Below are 24,167 nucleotides of genomic sequence, written 5' to 3'. Positions count from 1 at the left end.
GAAACCTGCGGAGGCTTTTTCTTTTGAGCGATATGGGGCCGTCTGTTGATTGGGGACAGACTTAAATGAGCGTTTTCACGCATTTAAGTCTGTCCCCAATCAACATTGCTGCGGCACTTTGCTCGGCTAAAGCGTACAATAGCGCCTATGCGAAAGGGGAACAGATGATCAACGAAACTATGTATGCTCGCGGTGCGGAAAGCTCCATCATCCGTGAGATTTTTAGCTATGGCCTTGAGCGCAAGGCGCAGATCGGTGCGGAAAACGTATTCGATTTTTCGCTGGGCAATCCGAGCGTTCCGGCACCCGCTGCTGTGGCGGAGTCCATTAAGAAGGCCCTGGAGCTGCCGAGCGACCAGCTGCACGGCTACACGCCCGCACCGGGCCTGCCGCAATGTCGTGCCGCTGTGGCCGAATCGCTCAACCGCCGCTTTGGTACGAGCTATGAGGGCAAAGACGTCTTTATGACGGTGGGTGCCGCGGCTTCGCTCACCTGCGCGCTCAACGCCGTTACGAATCCGGGCGACGAGGTTATTGTTATCGCCCCGTACTTTCCGGAGTATCGCGTTTGGATTGAGAAGGCCGGCTGCACGTGTGTCGAGGCGCTTGCCAACGAGGACACATTCCAGCTGAGCGTGGATAACGTATTCAAGGCGATCACCGACAAGACGGCAGCCGTCATTATCGACTCGCCCAACAACCCGACCGGTGCCGTATATACGCGCGACACGCTGACGCGACTGGCCAATGTTCTGCGCGAGGCCAACGCTCAGCGCGATCCCGAGAATCCGATTATGCTCATCTCGGATGAGCCGTACCGCGAGATCGTGTACGGTGCCGAGGTGCCTTGGGTGCCCTCGATCTACGAGCACACCATCGTGTGCTACTCGTATTCCAAGTCGCTGTCGCTGCCGGGTGAGCGCGTGGGGTGGATCTTGGTTCCCAACACCAATCCGCAGGCTGCCCGTCTGATGCCGGCCGTTGCCGGTGCCGCCCGTACGCTGGGCTTCGTGTGCGCGCCGGCGCTCTTTCAGCGCGTAATTATCGACTGCATCGATGAGCCGAGTGACGTTGAGGCCTATGCACGCAACCGCACCGCGCTTACCGACGCACTAGCGGAGTATGGCTACACCTATGTTGAGCCGGATGGCGCGTTCTACCTATGGGTGAAAGCATTGGAGCCCGATGCGAATGCGTTTTGCGAGCGCGCAAAGAAGTATGAGTTGCTTGCGGTTCCCTCGGACAGCTTTGGTATGCCGGGTTGGTTCCGCCTGGGCTATTGCGTGAGCTACGAAACGATTGTCAATTCGCTACCCGCTTGGAAACAGTTGGCGGACGAGTATCGTTAAAAGTAAAGCGCTCTGCCTACAATGTTTTACGTGAAACGGGGTTTGGTGTTAAGCCGGACCCCGTTGTCATGGACGTTGTGTCTTTGGGATGGAGTGGTTTTACGACTATCGAAGGCTATGCGTACAATGAATATAAGCGACGGCCGTGCCAGATAAGGAGACCTGATGCCCTACCTGCTTTCTTGTGACATTCATACCCATACGATGTTCTCTGCGCATGCATATTCGACCATTGAGGAGAATGTGTACTGGGCGGCAGAGCGTGGTCTGCAGGTGCTCGGATCTGCCGACCATTTGAGCTCTATGGTTACGGCTTGCCCCAATGACCTGCGCAGTTACCAGTTCTTTATCAACCAGGATATCTGGCCGCGCATTTGGAGCGGCGTGCTGGTGCTGCGTGGTGCCGAGGCCGATATCGTTTCGCTGGACGGAAGCCTGTTTGGCGAGGACACTCCTGTCACGCTCGATATTGCCGGCGATTCGTACAGCCGTCAGCATTCGCTGTTCGATTTGGTTACGCGTAATTTGGATTATTTGGTTGCGAGCGTGCATAATCCGCAGATTGCTGAGGGCGCGACGCTGGCCCAGACGACCGAGATGTATATCAATGCCCTGGAGCACCCCAAGGTGTTCATGCTGGGTCACACGGGGCGTTCGGGCGTGCCGTTCGATATCGACGAGGTGCTGTTGGCAGCTAAGGCCAAGCACAAGATTATCGAGATCAACAACCATAGTCTTGAACACGGTGTCGACACTGAGCATTGGGCCGTATGCCGCAAGATTGCCGAGCGCTGCGCCGAGCTGGGCGTGGGCATTGGCGTGTCGACCGATGCCCACATTGGCATGGCCATTGGCAAGCTCGATCACGCGCGCAAGATGCTCGACGAGATTCACTTCCCACTGGATTTGATCGTGACGCGCGACCGCGAGACGCTGCTGTGCGAGATGGCGGCAGCCGGCGTGTGCGATCTGCGCAATGGGATGTAGCGGAGTTTATAAACCAAGCGAAGGGGGCGGCCCAGGCGGGTCGCCCCCTTTCTTGTCCCAAAAATCTACTGAGGTTGGTTAGCGGCGTTCGAGGACCGCTACGGTTTCGGTGTGGTCGGTGTGAGGGAACATGTCGACTGGCGTGATCTTGAGCAGGCGATAGCCTCCGTCGAGGAGCTGGTGCAGGTCGCGCTCTTGGGTCACGGGGTTGCAGCTGATATAGGTGATGCGGCGCGGCTTAAGTGCGCAGGCAGCTTCGAGGAACTCGGGCGTGGAGCCGGCGCGCGGCGGGTCGATGGAAAGAACGTCGACGCGTTCGTTGTTGTCGGCGGCATCCAGGATGTAGTCGGTGGCGTCGTCGGCCATAAACCAAGCGCTGCGGGTGAGGCCGTTGAGCTCGGCATTGCGACGTGCGTCGGCAATGCCCGCCGGGTTGCGCTCAACGCCGAGCAGCATAATGCCGATACCCTTGTTCTGGGCATCTTTAGCTGCGCAAAGACCGATGGTACCGCTGCCACAGTAGGCATCCATGAGCACATCGCCCTGGTGCAAATCCATGCCGTCGATAGCGAGCTGATAGAGCAGCTCGGTCTGTTGCGGGTTGGTCTGATAAAACGCGGTGGGGGAGATGTCGAATTCGCAGCCGAGCAGCTGGTCGCGCATGCATTCGGCGCCATACACGATGCGGGTTTCCTCGCCGAGGATGGCGTTGCCGGGGCGTCCGTTGATGTTTTGGGCGACGGTGACGATGCGCGGATCGAGTGCGGCGACAGCCTCAAAGAACTCCTGCGCATGCGGCAAGTCGCGCTGAGCGGTCACGAGCGTGACCATGACCTGGTCGGTACGCCAACCGCAGCGGACGACGGCATAGCGAAGCAAACCAAGATGCTTGTCCTCATTAAAGGCGGGAATATGCAGCCGCTCAGCTTCGCGTGCGATGCCGTTGAGAATCTGACGGGCGCCCGGTGCCTCGACGGGGCATTCGGGTACGGCAACGATCTTGTGCGTGCCGCGCTCAAAGAAACCGCAACGGACAGCGCCCTCCTTACCGGGAGCAAAGGGAGTGGCGGCCTTATGGCGAAAACCGCGCGGCGCAGGATATTTGCCCGGGTCGCCCAGGGTGACACCCATGCCACGAATAGGATCTACAGCAATGCCCTCACGCTCACAAAGCGAAGCAAAAAGCTCCTCCATAGCAGCCTGCTTAGCTGCCAACTGCTTTTTATAAGGACGATTGAGCGCCGTGCATCCGCCACAAGCTCTCATGATGGAACAGGGAGACTTGGGATCCACAGCCTCACGCGCAGACGGAACCGGATTCTTATACGGGCGCTTGGAGCGAGTCTGAGATGCCTTATCCTCGCTCCGACGAGAGCCGGGACGCTTGGCCTTAGCCTTGCCCTTAGCCGACTTACCCTTCGCATTCAGAGACGACTTGGATTTCTTAGAAGATTTTTTCTCCCCCGACCCCTCAGCCGCCTCGATCAAAGCACGACGAGCCTTACGCTCCGCACGAGATTCTGCCATGAATTAACCCCACTAATTTACAAATTGAAATCTGAAAGCATTGTATCGTGCCAAGCTAGCGGACGATATGCAAGCGCCCACTTCATGTCAGTGATAAACCCAACGACGTTTGCCCGCCGGGTGCCGGGGCAGGGGTTAAGTTTGTCGCGAGTTCCGCACGAACAGGAGAGCACTTAATGTGCTCTCCGTCGCGAGCAGGACTGTAGAGCAGCAAACTTAACCCCTGCCCCGGCACCCGGCGGGCAAACCCTCCCTTGTACTCCATCTCACTAAAGTGTATGATTCTGGACGTTACACGACTCACTTTACTTAACTAAAGTGCCATCAAGGGGGGATACCATGAACACCGATATGTCTCGTCGTCAGTTTGTTGGTCTAGCCGGCTCGCTCGCTACGGTGCTTGGCCTTGGTCTTGTCGGTTGCGGCGGTGGTGCCGGCAAGGGCTCCGCTGCTGGCTCTGCCGCGGCCAAGGATGTGAAGGGCGCTGCGGAGTCCAAGAAGCTCGTGGTGGGCTTTGATAAGTCCTATCCTCCGTACGGCTTTGTGGGCGACGATGGCGAGTACACCGGCTTTGATCTCGATCTGGCCAAGGCTGTTGCCGATAAGCAGGGCTGGGAGGTCAAATACGAGGCCATCGACTGGGATGCCAAGGATACGCTGCTTAACTCGGGCGCCATCAACTGCATCTGGAATGGCTTTACCATGGAGGGCCGTGAGGACGACTACACGTTCTCCGAGCCGTACATGCTCAACGAGCAGGTGCTGGTGGTAAAGAAGGATGCAGGCATCAAGAGCTGGGACGATCTTGCCGGCAAGACCGTGATTACCCAGACCGATTCCGCTGCGCAGGATGTGCTTGAGGGTGACCAGAAGGATCTGGCGGCGACGTTTGCCACGCTCGACACCATCGGTGAGTACAACACGGCGTTTATGCAGCTCGAGAGCGGCGCGGTCGATGCCGTGGCTTGCGACTTTTCGATTGCCCAGTATCAGCTTGCCGCCAAGCCCGATGCTTATACGCAGCTTGATGAGCCGCTGTCCAGCGAGCACTACGCCGTCGGCTTTAAGAAGGGCGACACCAAGTCGGCCGACGCCGTGACCGAGTCGCTCAAGGCACTCTACGATTACGGTACGGTTAAGGATCTCTGCGACAAGTATTCAAGCTATGGTCTATCTTTCGATAATTGGGTGCTCAAGTAATGTCTATTCAGGTCATGATGCAGATGCTTGGCCAGGGATTCTTGGTCAGTTTGCAGTTGTTTGTGCTGACACTGCTGGGGTCGATTCCGCTGGGAATCCCCGTGGCGTTTATGCGCATGAGCAAAATCGCGCCGCTTCGCTGGATTGCGCGCATCTACATTTCGGTCATGCGCGGTACGCCGCTCATGCTGCAGATGTTTGCCATCTACTTTGCCCCGTACTACGTGTTTGGCATTTCGCTCACGCCCGATTCCAAGTGGACGGCGTGCGTCGTGGCGTTCATCATCAACTACGCCGGTTACTTTGCCGAGATCTATCGCTCGGGCTTGCAGTCCATTCCGCGCGGTCAATACGAGGCTGCCGAGGTGCTGGGCTATTCGCGCGTGCAGACGTTTCTGTATATCGTGATGCCGCAGGTCGCCAAGCGTATTCTGCCGGCGATGGGCAACGAGATCATCACGCTGGTCAAGGACACGTCGCTGGCGTTTGCCATTGGCGTGGGTGAGATGTTCTCGACGGCCAAGGCGCTGGTCGCCTCGCAGGTGAGCATGGTGCCGTTTGCGATCGCGGCGCTGATTTACTGGGTCTTTAATTTCGTCGTCGAGATGCTGCTGGGCGCCGCCGAGAAAAAATTGGATTACTACCATGATTAATTCGGTAATGAATATATCGAACGCGCGTAAGGCGTTTGGCGGCAATGAGGTGCTCAAGGATATCTCGCTTGAGGTGAAGCGTGGCGAGGTCGTGGCGATTATCGGGCCTTCGGGTGGCGGCAAGTCCACGCTGCTGCGGTGTGCCACGCTGCTCGAGTCACTCGACGGAGGCTCGCTCTCGTTTGGCGACCTTGCCGTTGCGACGGATGCGGGTTCGGGCGCGGTCTATGCGAAGGGCGATGTGCCCAAGCAGGCGCGCTCGCGATTCGGCCTGGTGTTCCAAAATTACAACCTGTTCCCGCACTATACGGTGATGAAAAACATCACCGATGCGCCGATTCGCGTGCTTAAGCGTCCGCGCGAGCAGGCGGAAGCCCGCGCTCACGAGCTGATTGCACAAATGGGGCTGACGGGCAACGAGAACAAGGTGCCGTGTGAGCTTTCGGGCGGTCAGCAACAGCGTGTGAGTATCGCCCGCGCCCTGGCGCTCGATCCGGAAATCTTATTCTTTGACGAGCCGACCTCGGCGCTCGATCCCGAGCTAACGGCCGAGGTGCTGCGTGTCATTAAAGACCTGGCGGCGCAGAATATGACGATGGTGATCGTGACCCATGCGATGCAGTTTGCGCGCGATGTTGCCGATCGCGTGGTCTTTATGGACGGAGGCCGCATTGTCGAGGAGGGTCCGGCCGAGCAGGTTATCGATCACCCGCGAGAGCAACGTACCCGTGAGTTCTTGAGCCGTATCGAGGGGTAGGCTCAAGCATTTACTCAACTATTAATTGAGGCGAAGCCGCCGCAGGTCTTACGGTCTGTGGCGGCTTTTTGTTTGCATCGACGGGGTTCAATAATCGCCTCACAAGCTTGTCTCTTCCTCTCGCCGCCTGTATTCATACGTGCGCCGAAAGGTATGCATGGACAGCCGCCCGTGAGGGTAGGGTGGTGGCATAGGACATTTGGAGGGTGAGTCGGCTCGGCTGCCGACCATGCTGCTCCCGGGATGGCACCGACCGCGAACTCTCCCCGTTGGCGTCGCGCATTGCGCGCGGCCCTGCAAGGAGGTCATCATGGGTGCTCCCAAGACCGGCAATGTAAGGAACGTGGTGCTCGTAGGCCAAGGCGGGGTGGGCAAGACTTCACTCGCCGAGGCCATGCTCCACCTTTCCGGCAAGACCGCCCGCCTGGGCGGCCACGACGGCACCAAGCCCACGCTCGACTATGACCCCGAAGAGGTCAAGCGTGCATTTTCCATCTCGACGACCATCGCGCCGATCGACTGGAAGGGCGCGCGCATCAATGTGCTCGATGCCCCGTGCTACCCCGATTTTATCGGCGACGCCTTTGCCGCGATGAGCGTCTGCGAGACGGCTCTGTTTGTGGTCGACGCCGAGGCCGGCCCGCAGCCTACGACGGTTAAGCTCTGGTATGCCGCCGAGGACCTGCGCCTGGCGCGTGCGGTGTTCGTAAACCGCCTGTCGCGCTCCGAGGCCAGCTTTGCGACCACGATGGACCTGCTGCAAGAGCGCTTTGGCACGCGCCTGGGCGCCGTGACCCTTCCCTGGGGCGAGGGCGAGGACTTTGACGGCATCATCGACCTGGTGCGCATGAAGGCGCGCCATTGCAACGGCACCGAAGCCGTTGAGTCGGAGATTCCCGAGGAGTATCGTGCCCAGGCCGAGGAAGCCCATGACCATCTGTGCGAGCTGGTGGCCGAGGCTGACGATGAGCTGATGATGAAGTACTTGGAAGGCGAGGAGACGCTGACGCAGGAGGAGCTTGAGGGCTTGCTGTCGAAGGCGATTGCCGAGCGCATCTTTGTGCCGGTCTTTGCGGGCGATTGCATTAAGGAGCAGGGCGTCAACTCGCTGATGGACGACATTGCCACATACTTCCCGGCGCCGACGGACTACGGCGAGATGCCGCTCATCGACGGCGATTCGCTCAAGATTTCGAGCGACGATGATCGTCCGGTGGCGTTTGTGTTTAAGACGTTGGCCGATCCGCAGCAGGGTCGCATCAGCTTTATCAAGGTGCTGACGGGTACGCTTGAGCCGGGTCTTGAGCTGATCAACGCGCGTACCCGCAAGAGCGATCGTCTGGCCCACCTGTATGTGATGTGCGGCCGTGACATGACCGAGGTCGGTCACGCCTATGCCGGTGACATCATCGTGGCGCCCAAGCTGGCTGCCGAGACGGGTGACACACTCTCCATTACCGGTAAGGTCGAGGCGGCGGCGTTTAAGTTCCCCAACTCGCAGTACCGCATTGCCATCGAGGCCGAGAACCGTGGCGACGAAGAGAAGCTCTATACGTTTATCGAGAAGGCGTGCAAGGCTGATCCGACCATGAGCATCGATCGTGACGAGGAGACTGGCCAGACCATCATTTCGGCGGTGGGTGAGGCGCAGGTTTCGGTGCTGCTCAACCGTTTGGAGGATCGCACCAAAGTCGTGGCCAAGAGCGTGCCGATCCGCATTCCGTATCGCGAGACCATTCGCCGTACGGCAAGTGCCCAGGGCCGCCATAAGAAGCAGACCGGCGGCGCCGGTCAGTACGGCGACTGCTGGCTGCGCGTGGAGCCGCTCATTGGGCCCGACGGCACGAGCGACGGCTATGAGTTTGTGGACGAGGTCGTGGGCGGCCGCATTCCGCGATCGCTGATCCCCGCCGTGGACAAGGGCGTCCAGGAGACCATGAAGGACGGCATCATTGCCGGCTATCCGCTCACGGGCATTCGCGTTGCTGTGTACGACGGCTCGTATCACAGCGTCGACTCCAACGAGATGGCGTTCCGCGCGGCGGCTCGCATCGGCCTGCGCAAGGCATGCGCCGATGCCGACCCGGTGGTGCTGGAGCCCATCGAGGAAATCACGGTGACTATCCCCGAGAGCTACGCCGGCGCCGTGATGGGCGACATCTCGGCATCGCGCGGTCGCGTGACGGGCATGGAGACCGATGAGCGCGGCGATACCGTGGTTATTGCCCAGGCGCCGCTGGCCGAGCTGACGGATTACTCGACGCGCCTGCGCTCTATCACGCGCGGCACGGGTGACTTTACCATGAAGCCCGCAGGCTATGAGCAGGTGCCTTATGACGTTCAGGCCAAGCTGGTCGAGCGCTATGAGGAGGGCCGCGCCAAGTAACGCGTGGTTTTGCCTGCAACATGCATGCCGATGCAAGGGCCGCCCTGGGTAACCGGGGCGGCTCTTTTTGATCCCTTGGGGACGGAGGAAAACGGATCATTTTTTTGGGTTACGGGCGGCGCTGTCGGTACTAGTCGCCAGATGCCTGGTTGCGGCCGGTGGCGTAGTCGATCTGCACATGCGGCTGCAGGTTGTAGCAGTACACGTGGAAGCAGAGGGTCTTGCCGTGGTCCTCGATCGATTGCGCCTCAAGGCGCACGCCACGGCAGACAAGTTCCTCTTCGTTGTACATGGGCGTGACGCGGTAGAGAACATGGTTGCCCGTGTCGTGGATGTAGTTAAGAATCTGCTCCTCAAACGGTAGCATGCCCGTCTCGTTGAGATAGCGCGTGCCGGTGAGGAGATTTTTGCGGTTGGCGTTTTCGCCGCAGAGCGACCAGGCGATAAGGTGGCAGCGATTGTAGAGGCTCTGGCCCGGAATAAAGTCGTAGCGCTGCTGGTGCCAACCGGCAGGATGGATGCGCGAGATATCGCCGCGTTTTCCCTGTCCGAGCGACTCGGGGCCTACGCAGGCGAGCGCCTTGCGAGTACGGCCCAGGCTGTCGAGCTTGGAGAATTTCTTAAAGCAGCCCTCTTCGGTGGCGCGATCGTATTCATCGAGTGTGAATGATGGCGTGCCGAGCGGGTGCGTGCTGTCGGCGCGAAGGGCAACGTAGGGGTTGCCGGCGTAGTCGGGAATGCTGCTGAGGTATACGCCGCGGGCGCGGTTAAGGTCGGGGTTTTCGACCTCGTCGATGGGGGTGGTGGAGCTGTCCTCGGAAGCGGCGTCACCGGTGTCGGGTGCGGCGGATTCGGAGCCATCGCCGGAGTCCTCGGAGCTGGCTGTTCCCGATTCGAGCCGGGCGACCAGGTCTGCCTCGTTGCCGGTGCGCTTGGGACTCTCGTTTTGCTTCTCGGCCAGAGCTACCGCCTGTTCATCGCTTTGCGGTGACAGCAGCTTGGGAGCTCCGTCGAGCGATCCCGTAAACAGCGCAAACCCCAGCACCACGGCGGTGCCGATGGAAAGGACTTGCTTGTAGGCGGACTTGCGCGACATTGAGGCTCCTGGCTAGACGGTTGGGAATCTACCAGTCTAGCAGGAGACGCCGCAGGACGTTTGCTCGGCAGAATACGTAAGATGCGGGACAAACGCTGCTGATGAGGTTGTACCGTATAGGCTGGGAAAGCGATACGCTATTCTTCGTCGAGAACAATGACAGAGAGAAGGCCCCATGCCCGACATTATCCGTATAAGCGACGCGCGGCTTGAGGAGCTTATCGCCGAGGATGTCCCCTATATCGATCTTACGACGCATATCCTGGGAATCGGTGAGGCGCTCGGTGCGATGGAGTATTACACGCGCGAGAACTGCGTGCTTTGTTGCACGGAGGAGGTTGTGCGTATGGCAACTATGCTGAACCTGACGGTCGAGTGGTTTGAGCCCTCGGGAACAAAGGTTGAAGCCGGGCGATCTTTTATGCGTGTATGCGGTTCGGCCGCCAATTTGCATCTGCTATGGAAAGTCGGCCTAAATATGTTCGACCACTACTCGGCTGTGGCAACCAAGACGCGCAAAATGGTCGACGCCGCGCATGCTGCCAATCCCATGTGCGAGGTGCTGACGACGCGAAAGAGCACGCCGGGCAATAGGGATCTGCTGACCAAGGCGGTCGTTGCGGGCGGAGCGTTTCCACATCGCATGGGCCTTTCCGAGACCGTATTGGTGTTCGACAACCATACCAGGTTTATGACAGCGCCTTCTGGAGCAACGGGACTCGATGCGCTTATTGAGCTTCTGCCTCGGGTTCGCCGGCGCTGCATCGAGAAAAAGCTGTTTGTCGAGGCGGGTGCCGATGACGCTCGCAGGCTGGTGAGGGCGGGCGTCGACGGTATTCAGTTCGACAAAGTGCCGGTCGCTGAGCTTGGGCCGCTTGTCGAGGAGCTACATGGAATCGATCCTCATGTGGCCTTGGTTGCAGCGGGCGGGATTCGTCCCGACAACGCGGCCGAGTACGCGTCGACCGGCGTTGATGGCCTCGTGACCACGTCCTGCTTCACAGCGAATCCCGTCGACATGAGCGTCAAGATGTTCGCCTAGCGCGTCGCTGCGCGTTTGCCCGGACAAACGCGCCCAATAATAAAATGCTTCTTTCTTCGCGGGTCCATGCTTGCCAAACACAGTTGCGGTGGAATAGTTCTTGTTTGGGTCCGATAGGCCGTAAGACAGGAACTATTCCACCGCAACTTATCGGGATGCGCTACTGGTTCATGTTGCCGTGGATGTAGGGGGTGACCTCGGGGGAGATATGGTCGCAGCCCAGCTCGCGCAGCGCGGACTCGATAACGGCGGGCAGCGGGGTCTTGCCCTTGTCGTCGATGGCGGCACCGCCGAGGGCGGCAATCTTGGCAACATCTGCGGGTGCGGCCTCGATATGCATGCAGCCGCCGATCAAGCGCGCGCGTACCTGTGCCAGATCAAGATCGTGCAGGTAATCCTCGCAGGCGCGGATTAAATCGACCTTCTCGCGCGTAAGCTCCTCGCCCGTGGGAACGCGCGTGGCAAGACATGCTCCCGCCGGCAGGTTCCAAACGGGATAGCCCCATGCGCGCAGCAGCTCGCGCTCTTCGTCCTTGGTAAAGCCGACCTCCATGAGAGGGGAGCGTACGCCGAGCTCTTTTGCCGCGCGCATACCAGGGCGGTAGTCGCCGCGATCACTTGCATTGCTGCCATCGATGACGGTGGGAAAGCCGAGCGACTTGGCGTGGTTGACGATGGCGGTAAAGCCGGCGTGCTTGCAGTGGTAGCAGCGATTGGCATCGTTACAGGCTACCTGGGGGAGCTGCAGCTGATCGACCGAAAGATTGAGCACGGGGAGCTTAAAATGCGCCCCTTCATCAGCTTGCCCATCAACGGACTGCTCAAACGAAGTCTGTTCGGGCGTGCCGATGAGCGGCGTGGTGAGATGGACGAGGAGGGTATTGGTAGGCATGATGCGGGCGCAGACCGCGGCCAAAAAGCTGCTGTCGACACCACCGGAAAAGCCGATGGCGACGCGTCCGTATGCCAAAAGCAGCTGCTCGAGTGCTGCGAGTTTGTCCTGAAGCTCCTCTGCGGGTGCGGCGGTGTCTGAAAGCATGAAAGTTCCTTACAGTTATTAAAGCTCGGATGAAACTATAATCCCACCGAGCTGCTTGTCATAAGACTTCCAGCTATGTAACGAAAGTGCAATATGCTATATACGTTATATACAAGCTTGTAAAGTGCGGTAGAGTGGCAGTAATGCAATCCGGCGAGGGGGACCGATATGATCAAGGCTGTTATTTTTGACATGGATGGAACGCTGGTCGATACCGAGCGTTTGGGGATTAAGGCCTGGAAGGCAGGCGCCGCTGAGCTGGGGCTCGCGATTGATGAAGCGCTGATCCATCAGTTTATCGGCCGCACGCTGCCCGATGTCATGGACATCCTCGATAGGCATTACGGCAGCCATGAAACCACCGAGGCGGTCTATGTCCGCCACAAGGAGATTCGCGACGAGATGGTCAAGACCGAGCTGGAGCTTAAGGCCGGCGCCGCCGAGTGCCTAGACGAGCTGCTGGCTGCGGGCTATCACGTGGGTCTAGCGACGTCGTCGCGCCTCGTTACGGCGGAGCGCAACCTTAAGATGGTTGGCCTCTTTGACAAGTTTGAAACGGTAACGTGTGGCGAGGACGTCGTGCACGGCAAGCCCGACCCCGAGATGTATCTGCTCGCCTGCGAGCGCGCGGGCTTTGCTCCCGAGGAATGTGCCGTGGTCGAAGATTCGCGCAACGGTTGCGTCTCGGGCATTACGGCCGGCTGCCATGTCTTTGCCGTCCCCGATATCGTGCCGCTGCCGCAGGACGTGGTGGATGGCTGCGAGGCCGTGCTCGATACGTTGTTCGACCTGGCGGCGGCAATCAAGACTGTGCGCTAGAAAATTGCGGCGTTGAAACGAGCGATTGCTCACGTTTGCGCTCAAGCAAAAGGGGCCCGGCAATGGTCGGGCCCCTTTTGCTTGAGCGGCGACTTAGCATACTTGCGGGCGTGCTATAGATACGCACCGAGGTTGATGGCCGTGGCGTCGGTCTGGCTGCTTGCCTGGGTGCTGGCGCGTTCCAGCAGGAACGGCCGCACGAGTTCTTGGCGGTTGATGCCCTCGATGGCCGTGACCGCGGTGACGGTGCGCGCGGCAGAGCTGACGTGGATATGCTTGGTCTTTGTCGGGACCTTGTTCTCGATTTGCTCCATCAGCAGTTGGACACCCTTGCGGCCAATCTCGTAGCCCGGGGGCGCTACCGTAGTGAGCGGGACCGATCCGCTCCAAGCGAGCGGGTTGCCGTCGCATCCGGCCACGCGTACTTGCCCGGGGACAGAGATGCCCTTGTTGACCAGTGCCGAAACGACGCCCGAGGCCAACACATCGGTCAGGCCGACGACAAAATCGGGACGTTCGTCCGCGGGGCGCTCGGCGATTTGGGCACCGATGCCGTAGCCGTCGGCAGCGGTATTCCATTCGCCGGCGTCGATGACTTCGATCTTGATATCGGGGTGCAGGGCGAGCGCCTTATGAATGCCAAGGACGCGCAGGGTGAGTTGCATAAATGCTGCTCGGCCGACGACGACAATATGGTGCGCGCCGCGGGCGATAGCAAGTTCGGCAATGATGCGACCCTGGGCCTCGTTGTCGGCCGCTACGTAGTAGCCGGGCTCGGAGCAATGGATGTCCAGATGGACGATCGGCACGGGCATCTTGGTCATGGCGGGGTGCCAGTCGGGGGATGCCATGGGCTGAACCATGACGCCGGACATCTGGGTGCCCATAAAGTAGCGCAGGTAATGGTCCTCGAGAATATCGTCGTTATCGGCGTTGGCGATGAGCAAGTCGTAGCCGTGCTTGCGGGCCTCGTTGTGGGCGCCGCTGGCGATTTGGAGCGAAAAGCCGTGATCGAGACGGGGGAGCACCAGGCCAAAGGACTTGGTGGCGCCGCCCGCGAGCTGACGGGCGCTTTGGTTGGGCAGGTAGCCAAGGCGATTGATGGTCTCGTTGATGAGCTTGAGGGTCTCGGGGCGCAGCTTTTCGGGGTGGTTGAGCGCGTTGGAAACCGTGCCCAACGAAACCCCGGCCTCGCGCGCGACGTCGCTGATTTTTACCTTTGCCATAGCGGCCCCTTTGATGCGTTTCAAGTACAAGCCAGATTGTAGCATCCCAAACCTTCCAAAAAGGGACAGGTTTATTTTGGCAGGTTTTATCTGGGCAAACGCTATTGCCAGCGCGACCACCACGAAGGGGGCAGGCACCTTTGTGGTGGTTTGGACCGGCTGGACGTGTGTGCATCGAGTGGTATCTAAGTTGAGATACCACTTCTGGTATATCAGCTTGCGTTTGCGTGAGTACAATACTCGAACGTTATACGTCTCAGCGCCCCTTGTGCGTGGACGTCTTGCAGTCACGCGAACGAAGGGATTTATCTTATGTGCGGAATCGTCGGCTACACCGGCTCTGATATTGCAAAGAACATCCTGGTCACGGGCCTCAAGCGTATGGAGTATCGCGGCTATGACTCCTCGGGCGTCGCGCTCGAGGTGGGCGAGGGCGCCGCGGCGCACCTTGACGTCATCCGCCGCGTGGGCAAGGTCGCGGGTCTGGAGAGCGAGCTTTCCAACATCGACAGCGACGCTACCTGCGGTATCGGCCATACCCGTTGGGCCACCCACGGCAAGCCCTCCGTCGTTAACGCTCACCCCCACACCAGCTGCGACGGTCGTATCGCCATCGTCCACAACGGCATCATCGAGAACTTCGCCGAGCTGCGCGAAGAGCTGGAGGGCCGCGGCCACCACTTTAAGAGCGAGACCGATACCGAGGTCTTCGCGCATCTGATCGAAGAGGCTTATGCCGAGACGCACGACCTGATGGCCTCCGTGCGCGAGGCTTGCACCCACGTGGTCGGTGCCTATGGTCTGGCCGCCGTGTGCGCTGACGAGCCCGGCGTGATCGCCGTGGCCCGCAAGGATTCCCCGATCGTAGTCGGCGTGGGCGAGACCGGCGCCTATGTCGCCTCCGATGTCATCGCGCTCATCGACGCCACCCGCGATGTCGTGGTGCTCGAGGACGGTCAGTTTGCCAAGCTCACGCCCACAGGCGTCGAGTACACCGACGAGGCCGGCAACGTTATCGAGCCCAAGGTCACCCACATCGACTGGGACCTGGACATGGCAGAAAAGGGCGGTTATCCCGACTTTATGCTCAAGGAGATTCACGAGCAGCCGCGCGTCGTGCGCGACACGCTGGTTGGTCGTATGACGCCGGCCGGCGAGCTCGACATCGACGAGCTGGGCCTTTCGCTCGAGGAACTCAACGACATCGACCGCGTCTACGTGATCGCTTGCGGCACCAGCTATCATGCTGGCCTCATTGCCAAGAATCTCATTGAGGGCTGGGCTCGCATCCCCACCGAGGTGGAGGCGGCCAGCGAGTTCCGTTATCGCAACCCCATCATTACGCCGACGACGCTTGTCGTTGCCGTGTCCCAGTCGGGCGAGACGGCCGATACCCTTGCCGCCATTCGCGACGCGCGCATCAAGGGTGCCAAGGTCTTCGGCATCACCAACGTGGTGGGCAGCCCCGTGGCGCGTGAGAGCGACGGCGTCATCTACACCAAGGCCAACAAGGAGATCGCGGTCGCCTCGACCAAGAGCTTCATCGGCCAGGTCGTGAGCCTTACGCTTTTGGCCCTGCTGCTGGCGCAGGTCAAGTACCGCTTGACCACCAAGCAGGCGCGCATGCTGTTCCGCGAGCTTTCCGATACGGCCGAGCAGATCCAGTGGATTTTGGATACCCAAACCGAGGCCGTTCATGAGGCTGCCCTGCTGTGCAAGGACGCGCAGTCGGCGCTGTTCGTGGGCCGCGGCATGGGTGCCGCTATTTCCTACGAGGGTGCGCTCAAGCTCAAGGAAGTCAGCTACCTGCACGCCGAGGCATATGCCGCCGGTGAGATGAAGCATGGCCCCATTGCCCTGATCGACCCGGGCTTCCCTGTCATCGCCGTGGCCACCAAGAGTGCCACCTACGACAAGACCGTGTCGAACCTTATGGAGTGCAAGGCGCGCGGCGCCAAGGTCATCGTCGTTGCCACCGAGGGCGACGAGGAGATCAACAAAATCGCCGACTGCATTATCCGCGTGCCAGCAGTCCGCGACGTGTTCAGCCCCATCACGGCGAGCGTCCCGCTGCAGCTGCTCGCCCGCGAGGTCGCCATCCTGCGCGGCTGCGACGTCGACCAGCCCCGCAACCTGGCAAAGAGCGTTACCGTGGAGTAGTTGGTTCCGCCATTCTGGCGACCAAGGCCCGGCTCCGTTGCAGCGGAGCCGGGCCTTGTTTCATTTGCCCAGATAAAACCTGCCAAAATGAACCTGTCCCAATTTGGCAGGTTAGCGGAGCTTGCTGGTCTCGAAGTACTCGGGGAACTGGTCCAGAACCTCGGTCTGGTTGCGGAACATCATATGCAGGTGCTTGCTGACCAAAAAGCTCGCTTCGATGGGGTCGCGACCGGCGATAGCGCGGCGAATCTGCTTGTGCTCGTTCACGATGTCCTGATTGTCGAGAACCTGCGTGGCGGCGCGCAGCCAGCGGAAGCGCTCCAGGTCGGCATTGGTCTCTTCGAGCCACGACCACACGGTGCTGCGACATGCGATGCTAAAAATCATGTGATGCATGAGGTTGTCGCTCAAAAAGAAGCCGATGCGATCCTCTTCGGCCATGGCCTTTTCCTGCAGCACGATGGCGCGGTCGAGCTGCTCGATGCCGGCCGACGTGGCGCGCGCACAGCACTCCACAATCACCTGCTTTTCCAGATGCTCGCGGATGTAACAGGCACTCTCGGCAAGGGTGAGGTTGATGGGCGAGACATAGGTGCCGCTCTGGGGCACGGTGCGCACCAGGCCTTCCTGCGCCAAGCGAACCAAAGCCTCGCGCACGGGCGTGCGACCCATATCCAGGTCGTCGCAAAGTTGCTTGACGCCCAGCTTTTCGCCCGGTTTGTAGTCCAGGTAGACGATTTTGCGTCGAATGGTGTGGTAGGACTGGTCCTGTAGGCTCGTTTCCTGCTCGCCGACGTGCATCGATTCTTCCATAGCGCCTCGCAACTGTTCTATCAAACTCATATGTCAGTTGTTAATTATGCCGCGAATCAGCTCTCCGCGGTGGGTAATTCGGCTGTTGCCTGAGAACTATTGCGGCATCTTAGTCTGTGTTTGCGCAAGGCTGCGCTCAATGTTGCCGTATCATAAGCCGTCGCAAACGTGAAATAGAAAGAAGGAATCCCATATGCAACTGGCAAATATCGTACGCGAGCGCTGGAAAGGCGTCTTGTTCTGCCTGATCATCGCCATTCCCGCGACGCTGCTCGGCAAACAAATTGAGGTGGTCGGCGGTCCGGTATTTGCCATCCTCTTTGGCATGGTCCTGGCGCTCGTCTTTCCCAAGAATCGTCGCGAACAGCTCGCCGCTGGCGTCACCTATACGTCCAAAAAAGTCTTGCAGTACGCGGTTATCCTGCTTGGCTTTGGCATGAACCTCTCCCAGATTCTGTCCAAGGGCGCCCAGCCGCTGCCGATTATCGTGGCGACAATCTCGACCTCGCTTGTCATCGCCTTTGTGCTCTGCCACGTTATGAACGTGCCGGGCAAGATCGCGACGCTTGTGGGTGTGGGTTCGTCGATTTGCGGCGGTTCGGCCATTGCTGCGACCGCGCCCGTCATCGATGCCGACGATCGCGAGATTGCCCAGGCCATTTCGGTCATCTTCCTGTTTAACGTTATCGCGGCGCTCGTGTTTCCGACGCTCGGCGGCATGCTCGGGCTGACCAACGAGGGCTTTGGCCTGTTTGCCGGTACCGCCATCAACGACACCTCGTCCGTAACGGCTGCGGCGAGCGCTTGGGACAGCATGCATCCCGGCGCCAATGTGCTCGAGAGCGCTACAGTGGTCAAGCTCACCAGGACGCTGGCCATTATTCCCATCACGTTGGTCCTCGCATGCTGGCAGATGCATCTGGCACGCAAGGCCGGCGGCGACGCCAAAAGCACGTTCTCCCTTAAACGCGCGTTTCCCATGTTTGTGCTGTTCTTTGTGCTGGCGAGCGTGATCACCACGGTGTTTCAGCTTCCCGTGTCCATCACGGCGCCCATCAAGGAGCTGTCGAAATTCTTTATTGTGATGGCCATGGCGGCTATTGGTTTTAATACCGATATCGTCGAGCTGGTCAAAAAGGGCGGCAAGCCCATCGCGCTGGGCTTTTGCTGCTGGATTGGTATTGCGTGCATGAGTTTGGGAATGCAACACGTGCTGGGAATCTGGTAGAGAAGTAGCTTATTCGCGTGCTGGCTGCCGGTGAGCGCAAGCCTGCGGTGGAGCGATAGGAGCTCTTGCGGGTATGGCTTGTCCGCAGGTTTATAAGTCCCGAAGAGCTCTTATCGCCCCGCCAGGATGGTGATGCGGGGCAACACCTATACTCGCAGGACGGCGCTTTCTGCCCTATAGTGTTTGATGAGCAATATCGTTCAATTCTGAAACACTCGGTCGTGCGACCGTCGGCGGTTGCGCGTCGCTGCGGACAGGGGCAAATAATGGATAGCGATGTCAAGCTGAACATCTTGACCGAAGCCCTGGCTGCTGCCGGGGCCTCGGCATTGGCAATCGATGCGCGTGGGGACGTCGCGATCTCGACCATGAATGACGCGGCGCTCGAGCGGGATGTGGCGGCTTTTGTCGCTGAGCGCCTCGACCGTATAGGAGACGGCGCGCGTCTTGTTATGGGGCGTGCGGGTACGCGCCTGAGCCTGACCGTTCGCCCCACCGACAAAGAGGGCGGGGGCCTTTGGGTGGTCGTGGCGCGTGAGGTGCGCGGTGCCGCGGCGCATGCGGGCATCGAGTGGCTCAACGCCGACGAAGTTGAGGCCCGCTACGAATCGAGCGCGTACGGCATCGTTGAGGGTGCCGCTGCGGTGGCTGCACCGGTTGCCGAGAGCTACGCGCGCGGTGTGCCCCTTATGCTCGAGGGCGAGCTGGGAGCGGGTCAGGTCGAGATCGCCAAGCGCCTCTATCTGGACGGTCCTTTTGCCGATCAGCCCTTTGTTTCCGTCGCGCTCGATGAACTCACCGATCGCGGTTGGCGCCATGTGCTCAAAAGCTCCGAATCGCCGCTGTTCCAAACGGGGCTGACACTTTGCATTGAGGGCTGGAACGCGGTTGGTCCGCAGCGCCTTCGCGAGCTCGTTTCCACGATGGCCGACACCGCGTTGGCGACGCGCTGCCATGTGGTGCTGACGGCGAATGACATGCCGGGCGGCAGCGAAAGTGATCAAGCCGCCTTTGTGTCCGAGCGCTTCGCCTGTGCGGTGAGCGTGGCGCCGGCAATCGCCGAGCAGGGAGCCGCGTCGACGAAGGCTGCGCGCTATTTGGAATATCTCGCTGATGCATTTGGAACGGCAGCGCCCACGCTGTCTGTCGCGGCGACGAAGACGCTCGATGCTTACCGCTGGCCGCGCAATTATCTGCAGCTCCGCGAGGTCTCGGAACGACTGTATATATTGGTGGGGGCGGGCACGGTGGACCGCGCTGTGGCGGAGGAAGTGCTCGCCCAAGAGGACGTGATTAAGACCGCAACCTTTGGCGCCCCGACGCTTGAAAGTGACCTGTATATCCTGCGACCGCTGGCCGATACCGAGCGAGATATCGCGCATCTGGTTGTAGACCATCTCCACGGCAACCGAACCCGTGCGGCGGAGGTGCTGGGCATAAGCCGTACAACGCTGTGGCGCTTGCTGAAGGACGATGACCGTTGAGCGAGGCGCCCGTGACCGCACGCGACGCGTGTGCTACAGTCCAAAGCGTTATTGTTTCGATTTGGTTACGGCGTGCGAGGGCATATGGCTGAGACTTCAAAACCGAGCCGCAGAAGGCGGAGTGCCGCGCCGGTCAACCGACGCACAACATCGGTGACGTGGGGCAAACACGCCTCGGGGTTTGATGGCTCGTTCAAGCGCACTAAATACGGCTATCCTTCGGCAAGCGCCCGCTTGGCAATGCAGGCAGAGTCCTCGCTGTGGGGCCGCAAACGCGTGGTGGGCTCAAAGCTCAAGCACGACGGAACGCTCGGCTACATCAGCCGCGGGGCGGCTCGCCGCAGCGGGCTCAATCCCGCCGGCTGGCATCGCTACGTGCCGATCGTGGCCGCCGTTGCAGTGATCGTCATCGCGCTCGCTGCGCTCGGATATGCCGGCGGTGGCGCCAACTTGGACGCAATGTTTAAATCGCCCGAGCTCGCGCATGCAGGCACAGAAGTTGTCGAGGGCGCACAGACCCAGACAGGCGTCGCGCCCCAGCGCGGTATCGTTGCGGCGGCCTCCACCATCGCCGATGTGCAAAAGGACGAAGACAAGCAAGGCGACGACGTCGATGCGAATCAGACGAGCGAAACGGCAATAACTCCATCGGCGGGATAAGTTGCGAGTGGGGCAGCTAATTTGGGACGGGGCTTTTTTAGCTGCCCAAGACAGTGGCTCATTCGATGTCAGTCGCCAAAAGCGAGCGAGCCGCATTTGCGCCAAGGTGACGTGAAATGAGAGGGCGCTGACCTTCTGGTCGCGCCCTCGAAATTGAACGTCAGATTGGCGTGAATGCGGCCCGCGCAGCGTCAACGAGCCCGCCGTTCGGTAGAATGGCGGAACTAATTACCTTACGTAGACCACGTTGTCGCGGCGGGGTTTGGGCTCGGGCAGCGTGTCCTCGGCATAGCCCAGAATGCAGTGACCGACACCGCGCAGGCTGCCGTCGGCGGGTAGACCCCAACTGGCCAGTAGCTCCAGGCCCTCGGGCGAATCGAAAACCTCGTGGGCGCGATGAATCCAGCACGAATCAACGCCCAGCGCATAGGCAGCGTTGAGCAGGTTGCCCATGGCGAGCGAGCCGTCTTCCAGATGTGTGGGCACGCTGCGGTCAACCAGCACCACCACAACGGTCTTGGCGCCATAGAAGGGGTCGCTGTTGCTGCCCATGACTTGCGCGTTGAGCTGCGAGAGACGCTCGACGGTCGCGGGGTCGGTGACGGCGACAAACGTCACCGGCTGGCGGCCCATGCCGCTCGGTGCATATTGGCCGGCTTCGATAATACGTGCAAGCTTTTCGGCCTCGACGGGACGATCGCTGTAGTTGCGGCAGCTGCGGCGGTGAATGAGTGCTTCGATAGTCTCCATGGTGTCTCCTTGCGGTGGCGTTGCAGATGCCCCGTTCATACCCGTCGGGCTCAAACGATAGACGGTCAATTGCCCGGCCAAAAGGATAGATTCCAATTGGGAAAGTAGGTTTGCATAAAAGTACCTTCAGAATGTGACAAACAAATGGGATGGTTAAACGTTTTATCCCGTCTACCCTGCGGTTTTTTACCACTTGCCTAAATGACGAACGCATAACCTCTGATAAGGGTTTTACTAAAGGAGTACCAACGTTTATCAATGCGCCGTGGTGGCGCCGGGCCAGGAGGTAACATCATGTTCCAGGCTGGAGATGTCGTCGAGACCGATTTCGAAGGATTTCTGAAGCTGCTGCGTTCCAAGACGCGCGCTTTCGTGTCGATCAACGATCACGAGTACTACATCACGCACACCGATGGCTATTGGCGTGTTCAGGATTGCGAGGCCCTCAACGACAAGGGCCACTTTACTGACTGTTCTGAGTTGGTCAACACGGTCTGCGAGGTCGTCGAGCTGCCGTGGATTGCCGGCAAGAGCCTGCATGACAGCTTCTCGGGCGCTACGGTCTATGAGGCCGTCGCCGCTTAACAGGCAATAAAACCCGATTTTCACGTGACCGCTGGCGCCGCCCCCGCGCCGGCGGTCTTTTTCTGCCGATAGGCCATAAAAATGCACGCATTTGCGGAGAGCCTGTTGACGATAGTCAAAACTCGGACTAATCTAGAGACACATAATTGGTCAAAAATCGGACAATTGAATGGTGGGATAGATGAATAGTGCGGTTACGCTGGTCGACTTCGATCGGTTGCTCAATGGACTCGACCATATCTATTCGGAGTTCTCGCGCGCCTGCGGCCTTTCGGACTGCGCCTACTGGATGCTCGTCGACACGAGTGCAGCGGGCGGAAGCGTTGCCGTGAGTCGGCTGACGAGTGAATGGTTCTACAGCAAACAGACCATCAATTCGGCGATTAAAACGCTTAGGGCGCGAGGGCTTGCGACGTTGGAGTTTGCCGAGGGCAGTCGTAAAAACAAGGTTGTACGACTGACCGAAGAAGGCGTGCGGTTTGCCAAGCGCTACGCGTTGCCGGCGCAAAAAGCCGAGCAACAGGCATTCGAGGCGCTCGAGCCGTGGGAACAGTGCGAGATCATGCGCTTGGTCGGTAAGTTCTCCCATGTTCTTAACGAAGAGTGCGAGGCATTTAAACGGCAAGTGGCCGCCGAGAACGAGACTGACGATAAGGGCGAGGGGGACGCATGCGACTCTTAATGAGGTTTATGAGGCCGTACCGCGGTCTGATTGCGGTGACGCTGTTTGCGGTGCTGATAGATAACGTCGGTACGCTGTTGGTTCCCACGATGCTGGCGAACATGGTCAACACCGGTATTACCACGGGTGATGTCGACTATATATTACGCAACGGCCTGTACATGCTTATCGCGACCGGCATGGCCAGCGGCGGCACGGTGCTGGGCTGCTATCTTTCGGCGCGCCTGGCCGCCAACGTGGCCTGCGATATCCGCAATGCCGTGTACGACAAGTCGCTCGAGCTGTCCGCCAGCGACTTTGAGCGCTTTGGCACGGGTTCGATGATCACGCGCTCGCTCAACGACATCAACGTGATTCAGCAAGCTGTCCTTCAGACGATTCAGCTGGTGCTGCCGGTGCCGTTCTTGGCCGTGGCAGGCATCATTTTTGCTTGGTTCATCGATCCCGCCATGGGTACGCTGCTGGGCGTGGTGGTTGCGATCGTGCTGGTGGCGGCGGTCTTTACCGTTGCCAACGCCGCGCCGATCTTTATGCGCCTGCAGAGCTTTATCGACCGCATGAACGTGGTGCTGCGCGAGAACATCGTGGGCGTGCGCGTCATCCGCGCATTTAACAAGGAGCGCCACGAGGAGCAGCGCCTGGACGAGGTGTTTAGCGATTACGCGGCCAATGCCATCAAGGTCAACCACCTGTTTGTGGGTCTCGACAGCTCCAGCTTCTTTTTGATGAATATCGCCGAGGTGGCGGTGCTGTGGGTGGGCGGCAACCGCGTGGGCGTCCACGCCATGCAAATCGGTAGCATCTCGGCCGTGCTGGAGTACGCGATCCTGATCCTGTTCTTTGTGATGACGGCGCAGATGGTGATTCTGACGCTCCCACGCGCCGCCGCATGCCTGAACCGTGCGCAGCAGGTGTTGGAGATTGAGCCGAGCATCGTGGACGGCAAGCGCACGCTGGACACGTGCGCGGCGGAGTCTGTTGACGGTGCCGACGCGGTGGCCGTGTTCGACCACATGTCGTTCCGTTTTGACGATGCCGACGAGGATACCCTGTGCGACCTGAGCTTTGCCTGTCGCCGTAGCCAGACCACGGCGATTGTAGGCTCGACGGGTTCGGGCAAGTCGACGGTGGCCAAGCTCTTGCTTCGCTTCCACGATGCCACGAAGGGCGCCATTCGCCTGAATGGCATCGATCTGCGCGACCTTTCGCAAGACGACATCCGCGGGCGTATCGCCTATGTGCCGCAGAAGGCATGGCTGTTCTCGGGTACGGTGGCGAGCAACCTGCGCTTTGGCAACGAAGACGCGACTGAGGCTGACATGCTCCATGCGCTGGAGGTTGCCCAGAGCACCTTTGTGCTCGACCAGCCCCAGGGGCTCGATACGCCGGTGGCCCAGGGCGGCACGAACTTCTCGGGTGGTCAGCGCCAGCGCCTGGCGATTGCCCGCGCACTCATGAAGCATGCCGATCTATATATCTTCGACGACAGTTTTTCGGCCCTGGACTTTAAGACCGATGCGGCACTGCGCCATGCGCTGCAGGACGAGACGTGCGATGCCGCGGTGCTCATCATCGCCCAGCGCATCTCGACTATTTTGCATGCCGATCAGATCGTGGTGCTCAAAGACGGCGAGATCGTGGGCCTAGGCACGCACGACGAGCTCATGGAAACCTGCGAGGTGTACCGCGCAATCGCGGAATCGCAGATGAAGGGAGGTGAGTAG

Annotated in this window: 21 protein-coding genes; 15 read left to right on the top strand and 6 right to left on the bottom strand. The window is 59.8% G+C overall.

Annotation, left to right across the window (positions count from 1 at the left end; all coding sequences use genetic code 11):
- Positions 1-164: 164 nt before the first annotated feature.
- Both LCQ44_RS03035 and LCQ44_RS03030 read left to right on the top strand, forming a co-directional pair.
- Positions 165-1,349 (top strand): pyridoxal phosphate-dependent aminotransferase, encoded by a 1,185-nt coding sequence (locus tag LCQ44_RS03035; RefSeq protein WP_118081740.1) that lies wholly within the window; start codon positions 165-167, stop codon positions 1,347-1,349.
- A gap of 165 nt (positions 1,350-1,514) precedes the next feature.
- On the top strand, positions 1,515-2,336 hold the full coding sequence (locus LCQ44_RS03030) for a phosphatase (RefSeq protein ID WP_022093941.1): 822 nt from the start codon (positions 1,515-1,517) through the stop codon (positions 2,334-2,336).
- Between the two features lie 78 nt (positions 2,337-2,414).
- Here LCQ44_RS03030 and rlmD read toward each other — a convergent pair whose 3' ends face one another.
- Positions 2,415-3,863: a 23S rRNA (uracil(1939)-C(5))-methyltransferase RlmD gene (gene rlmD / locus LCQ44_RS03025; protein ID WP_161145454.1), complete on the bottom strand. Its 1,449-nt coding sequence runs from the start codon at positions 3,861-3,863 to the stop codon at positions 2,415-2,417.
- Between the two features lie 339 nt (positions 3,864-4,202).
- On the opposite strand from rlmD, the gene LCQ44_RS03020 reads away from it, so the two are divergent.
- From LCQ44_RS03020 to LCQ44_RS03005, 4 genes are all read left to right on the top strand, one after another.
- Positions 4,203-5,063 carry a transporter substrate-binding domain-containing protein gene (locus LCQ44_RS03020; RefSeq protein WP_225094040.1) on the top strand — a complete coding sequence of 287 codons (861 nt, stop codon included), beginning with the start codon at positions 4,203-4,205 and terminating at the stop codon, positions 5,061-5,063.
- Positions 5,063-5,716, top strand: coding sequence for an amino acid ABC transporter permease (locus LCQ44_RS03015; RefSeq protein WP_006235606.1), 654 nt, complete (start codon positions 5,063-5,065; stop codon positions 5,714-5,716). The genes LCQ44_RS03020 and LCQ44_RS03015 overlap by 1 nt, the downstream gene beginning before the upstream one ends.
- Positions 5,709-6,473 (top strand): amino acid ABC transporter ATP-binding protein, encoded by a 765-nt coding sequence (locus tag LCQ44_RS03010; protein ID WP_161145455.1) that lies wholly within the window; start codon positions 5,709-5,711, stop codon positions 6,471-6,473. Before LCQ44_RS03015 ends, LCQ44_RS03010 begins: the two co-directional genes overlap by 8 nt.
- A 310-nt stretch (positions 6,474-6,783) precedes the next feature.
- Entirely contained in the window at positions 6,784-8,859 is a 2,076-nt protein-coding gene (locus LCQ44_RS03005; RefSeq protein WP_215674451.1) for an elongation factor G, read from the top strand.
- Between the two features lie 130 nt (positions 8,860-8,989).
- On the opposite strand, the gene LCQ44_RS03000 is transcribed toward LCQ44_RS03005, so the two are convergent.
- The gene (locus LCQ44_RS03000) at positions 8,990-9,955 is read right to left on the bottom strand and encodes a DNA/RNA non-specific endonuclease (protein WP_225094039.1); all 966 of its coding nucleotides are present in this window, start codon (positions 9,953-9,955) and stop codon (positions 8,990-8,992) included.
- 175 nt (positions 9,956-10,130) lie between these two features.
- Between LCQ44_RS03000 and modD the strand changes: the two genes are divergently transcribed.
- Complete coding sequence (modD, locus tag LCQ44_RS02995) at positions 10,131-10,997, top strand: ModD protein (protein WP_225094038.1); 867 nt, start codon at positions 10,131-10,133, stop codon at positions 10,995-10,997.
- A gap of 160 nt (positions 10,998-11,157) precedes the next feature.
- Here modD and larE read toward each other — a convergent pair whose 3' ends face one another.
- The gene (larE, locus tag LCQ44_RS02990) at positions 11,158-12,036 is read right to left on the bottom strand and encodes an ATP-dependent sacrificial sulfur transferase LarE (protein ID WP_225094037.1); all 879 of its coding nucleotides are present in this window, start codon (positions 12,034-12,036) and stop codon (positions 11,158-11,160) included.
- Between the two features lie 168 nt (positions 12,037-12,204).
- On the opposite strand from larE, the gene LCQ44_RS02985 reads away from it, so the two are divergent.
- Complete coding sequence (locus LCQ44_RS02985; RefSeq protein WP_225094036.1) at positions 12,205-12,855, top strand: HAD family hydrolase; 651 nt, start codon at positions 12,205-12,207, stop codon at positions 12,853-12,855.
- Between the two features lie 113 nt (positions 12,856-12,968).
- On the opposite strand, the gene LCQ44_RS02980 is transcribed toward LCQ44_RS02985, so the two are convergent.
- The gene (locus LCQ44_RS02980; protein ID WP_225094035.1) at positions 12,969-14,081 is read right to left on the bottom strand and encodes a LacI family DNA-binding transcriptional regulator; all 1,113 of its coding nucleotides are present in this window, start codon (positions 14,079-14,081) and stop codon (positions 12,969-12,971) included.
- Positions 14,082-14,393: 312 nt separating this feature from the next.
- Here LCQ44_RS02980 and glmS point away from each other — a divergent pair, with 312 nt between their 5' ends.
- The gene (gene glmS / locus LCQ44_RS02975; protein ID WP_225094034.1) at positions 14,394-16,241 is read left to right on the top strand and encodes a glutamine--fructose-6-phosphate transaminase (isomerizing); all 1,848 of its coding nucleotides are present in this window, start codon (positions 14,394-14,396) and stop codon (positions 16,239-16,241) included.
- A gap of 111 nt (positions 16,242-16,352) precedes the next feature.
- Here glmS and LCQ44_RS02970 read toward each other — a convergent pair whose 3' ends face one another.
- Positions 16,353-17,054, bottom strand: coding sequence for a GntR family transcriptional regulator (locus LCQ44_RS02970; RefSeq protein ID WP_050766156.1), 702 nt, complete (start codon positions 17,052-17,054; stop codon positions 16,353-16,355).
- A 193-nt stretch (positions 17,055-17,247) separates the two neighbouring features.
- Between LCQ44_RS02970 and LCQ44_RS02965 the strand changes: the two genes are divergently transcribed.
- The 3 genes from LCQ44_RS02965 to LCQ44_RS02955 all read left to right on the top strand — a co-directional run bounded on the left by LCQ44_RS02965 (position 17,248) and on the right by LCQ44_RS02955 (position 20,426).
- Complete coding sequence (locus LCQ44_RS02965) at positions 17,248-18,282, top strand: YeiH family protein (RefSeq protein WP_225094033.1); 1,035 nt, start codon at positions 17,248-17,250, stop codon at positions 18,280-18,282.
- Between the two features lie 266 nt (positions 18,283-18,548).
- Entirely contained in the window at positions 18,549-19,766 is a 1,218-nt protein-coding gene (locus tag LCQ44_RS02960; RefSeq protein ID WP_225094032.1) for a helix-turn-helix domain-containing protein, read from the top strand.
- Positions 19,767-19,850: 84 nt separating this feature from the next.
- The gene (locus LCQ44_RS02955; RefSeq protein WP_225094031.1) at positions 19,851-20,426 is read left to right on the top strand and encodes a hypothetical protein; all 576 of its coding nucleotides are present in this window, start codon (positions 19,851-19,853) and stop codon (positions 20,424-20,426) included.
- 228 nt (positions 20,427-20,654) lie between these two features.
- On the opposite strand, the gene LCQ44_RS02950 is transcribed toward LCQ44_RS02955, so the two are convergent.
- Positions 20,655-21,176, bottom strand: a complete 522-nt coding sequence (locus LCQ44_RS02950) for a nitroreductase family protein (RefSeq protein ID WP_138375058.1) — start codon at positions 21,174-21,176, stop codon at positions 20,655-20,657.
- A gap of 294 nt (positions 21,177-21,470) precedes the next feature.
- On the opposite strand from LCQ44_RS02950, the gene LCQ44_RS02945 reads away from it, so the two are divergent.
- The 3 genes from LCQ44_RS02945 (at position 21,471) to LCQ44_RS02935 (ending at position 24,167) form a co-directional block, all read left to right on the top strand.
- On the top strand, positions 21,471-21,761 hold the full coding sequence (locus LCQ44_RS02945; RefSeq protein WP_006235631.1) for a hypothetical protein: 291 nt from the start codon (positions 21,471-21,473) through the stop codon (positions 21,759-21,761).
- A 181-nt stretch (positions 21,762-21,942) separates the two neighbouring features.
- Entirely contained in the window at positions 21,943-22,443 is a 501-nt protein-coding gene (locus LCQ44_RS02940; RefSeq protein WP_022094370.1) for a MarR family winged helix-turn-helix transcriptional regulator, read from the top strand.
- Positions 22,443-24,167, top strand: a complete 1,725-nt coding sequence (locus LCQ44_RS02935) for an ABC transporter ATP-binding protein (RefSeq protein ID WP_138375060.1) — start codon at positions 22,443-22,445, stop codon at positions 24,165-24,167. Before LCQ44_RS02940 ends, LCQ44_RS02935 begins: the two co-directional genes overlap by 1 nt.

It is taken from the genome of Collinsella aerofaciens (assembly GCF_020181355.1).
In the GTDB taxonomy this organism is placed as follows: domain Bacteria; phylum Actinomycetota; class Coriobacteriia; order Coriobacteriales; family Coriobacteriaceae; genus Collinsella.
The sequence above is the reverse complement of the archived record's forward strand: the minus strand, read 5'-3'. Positions and strand labels throughout refer to the sequence as shown.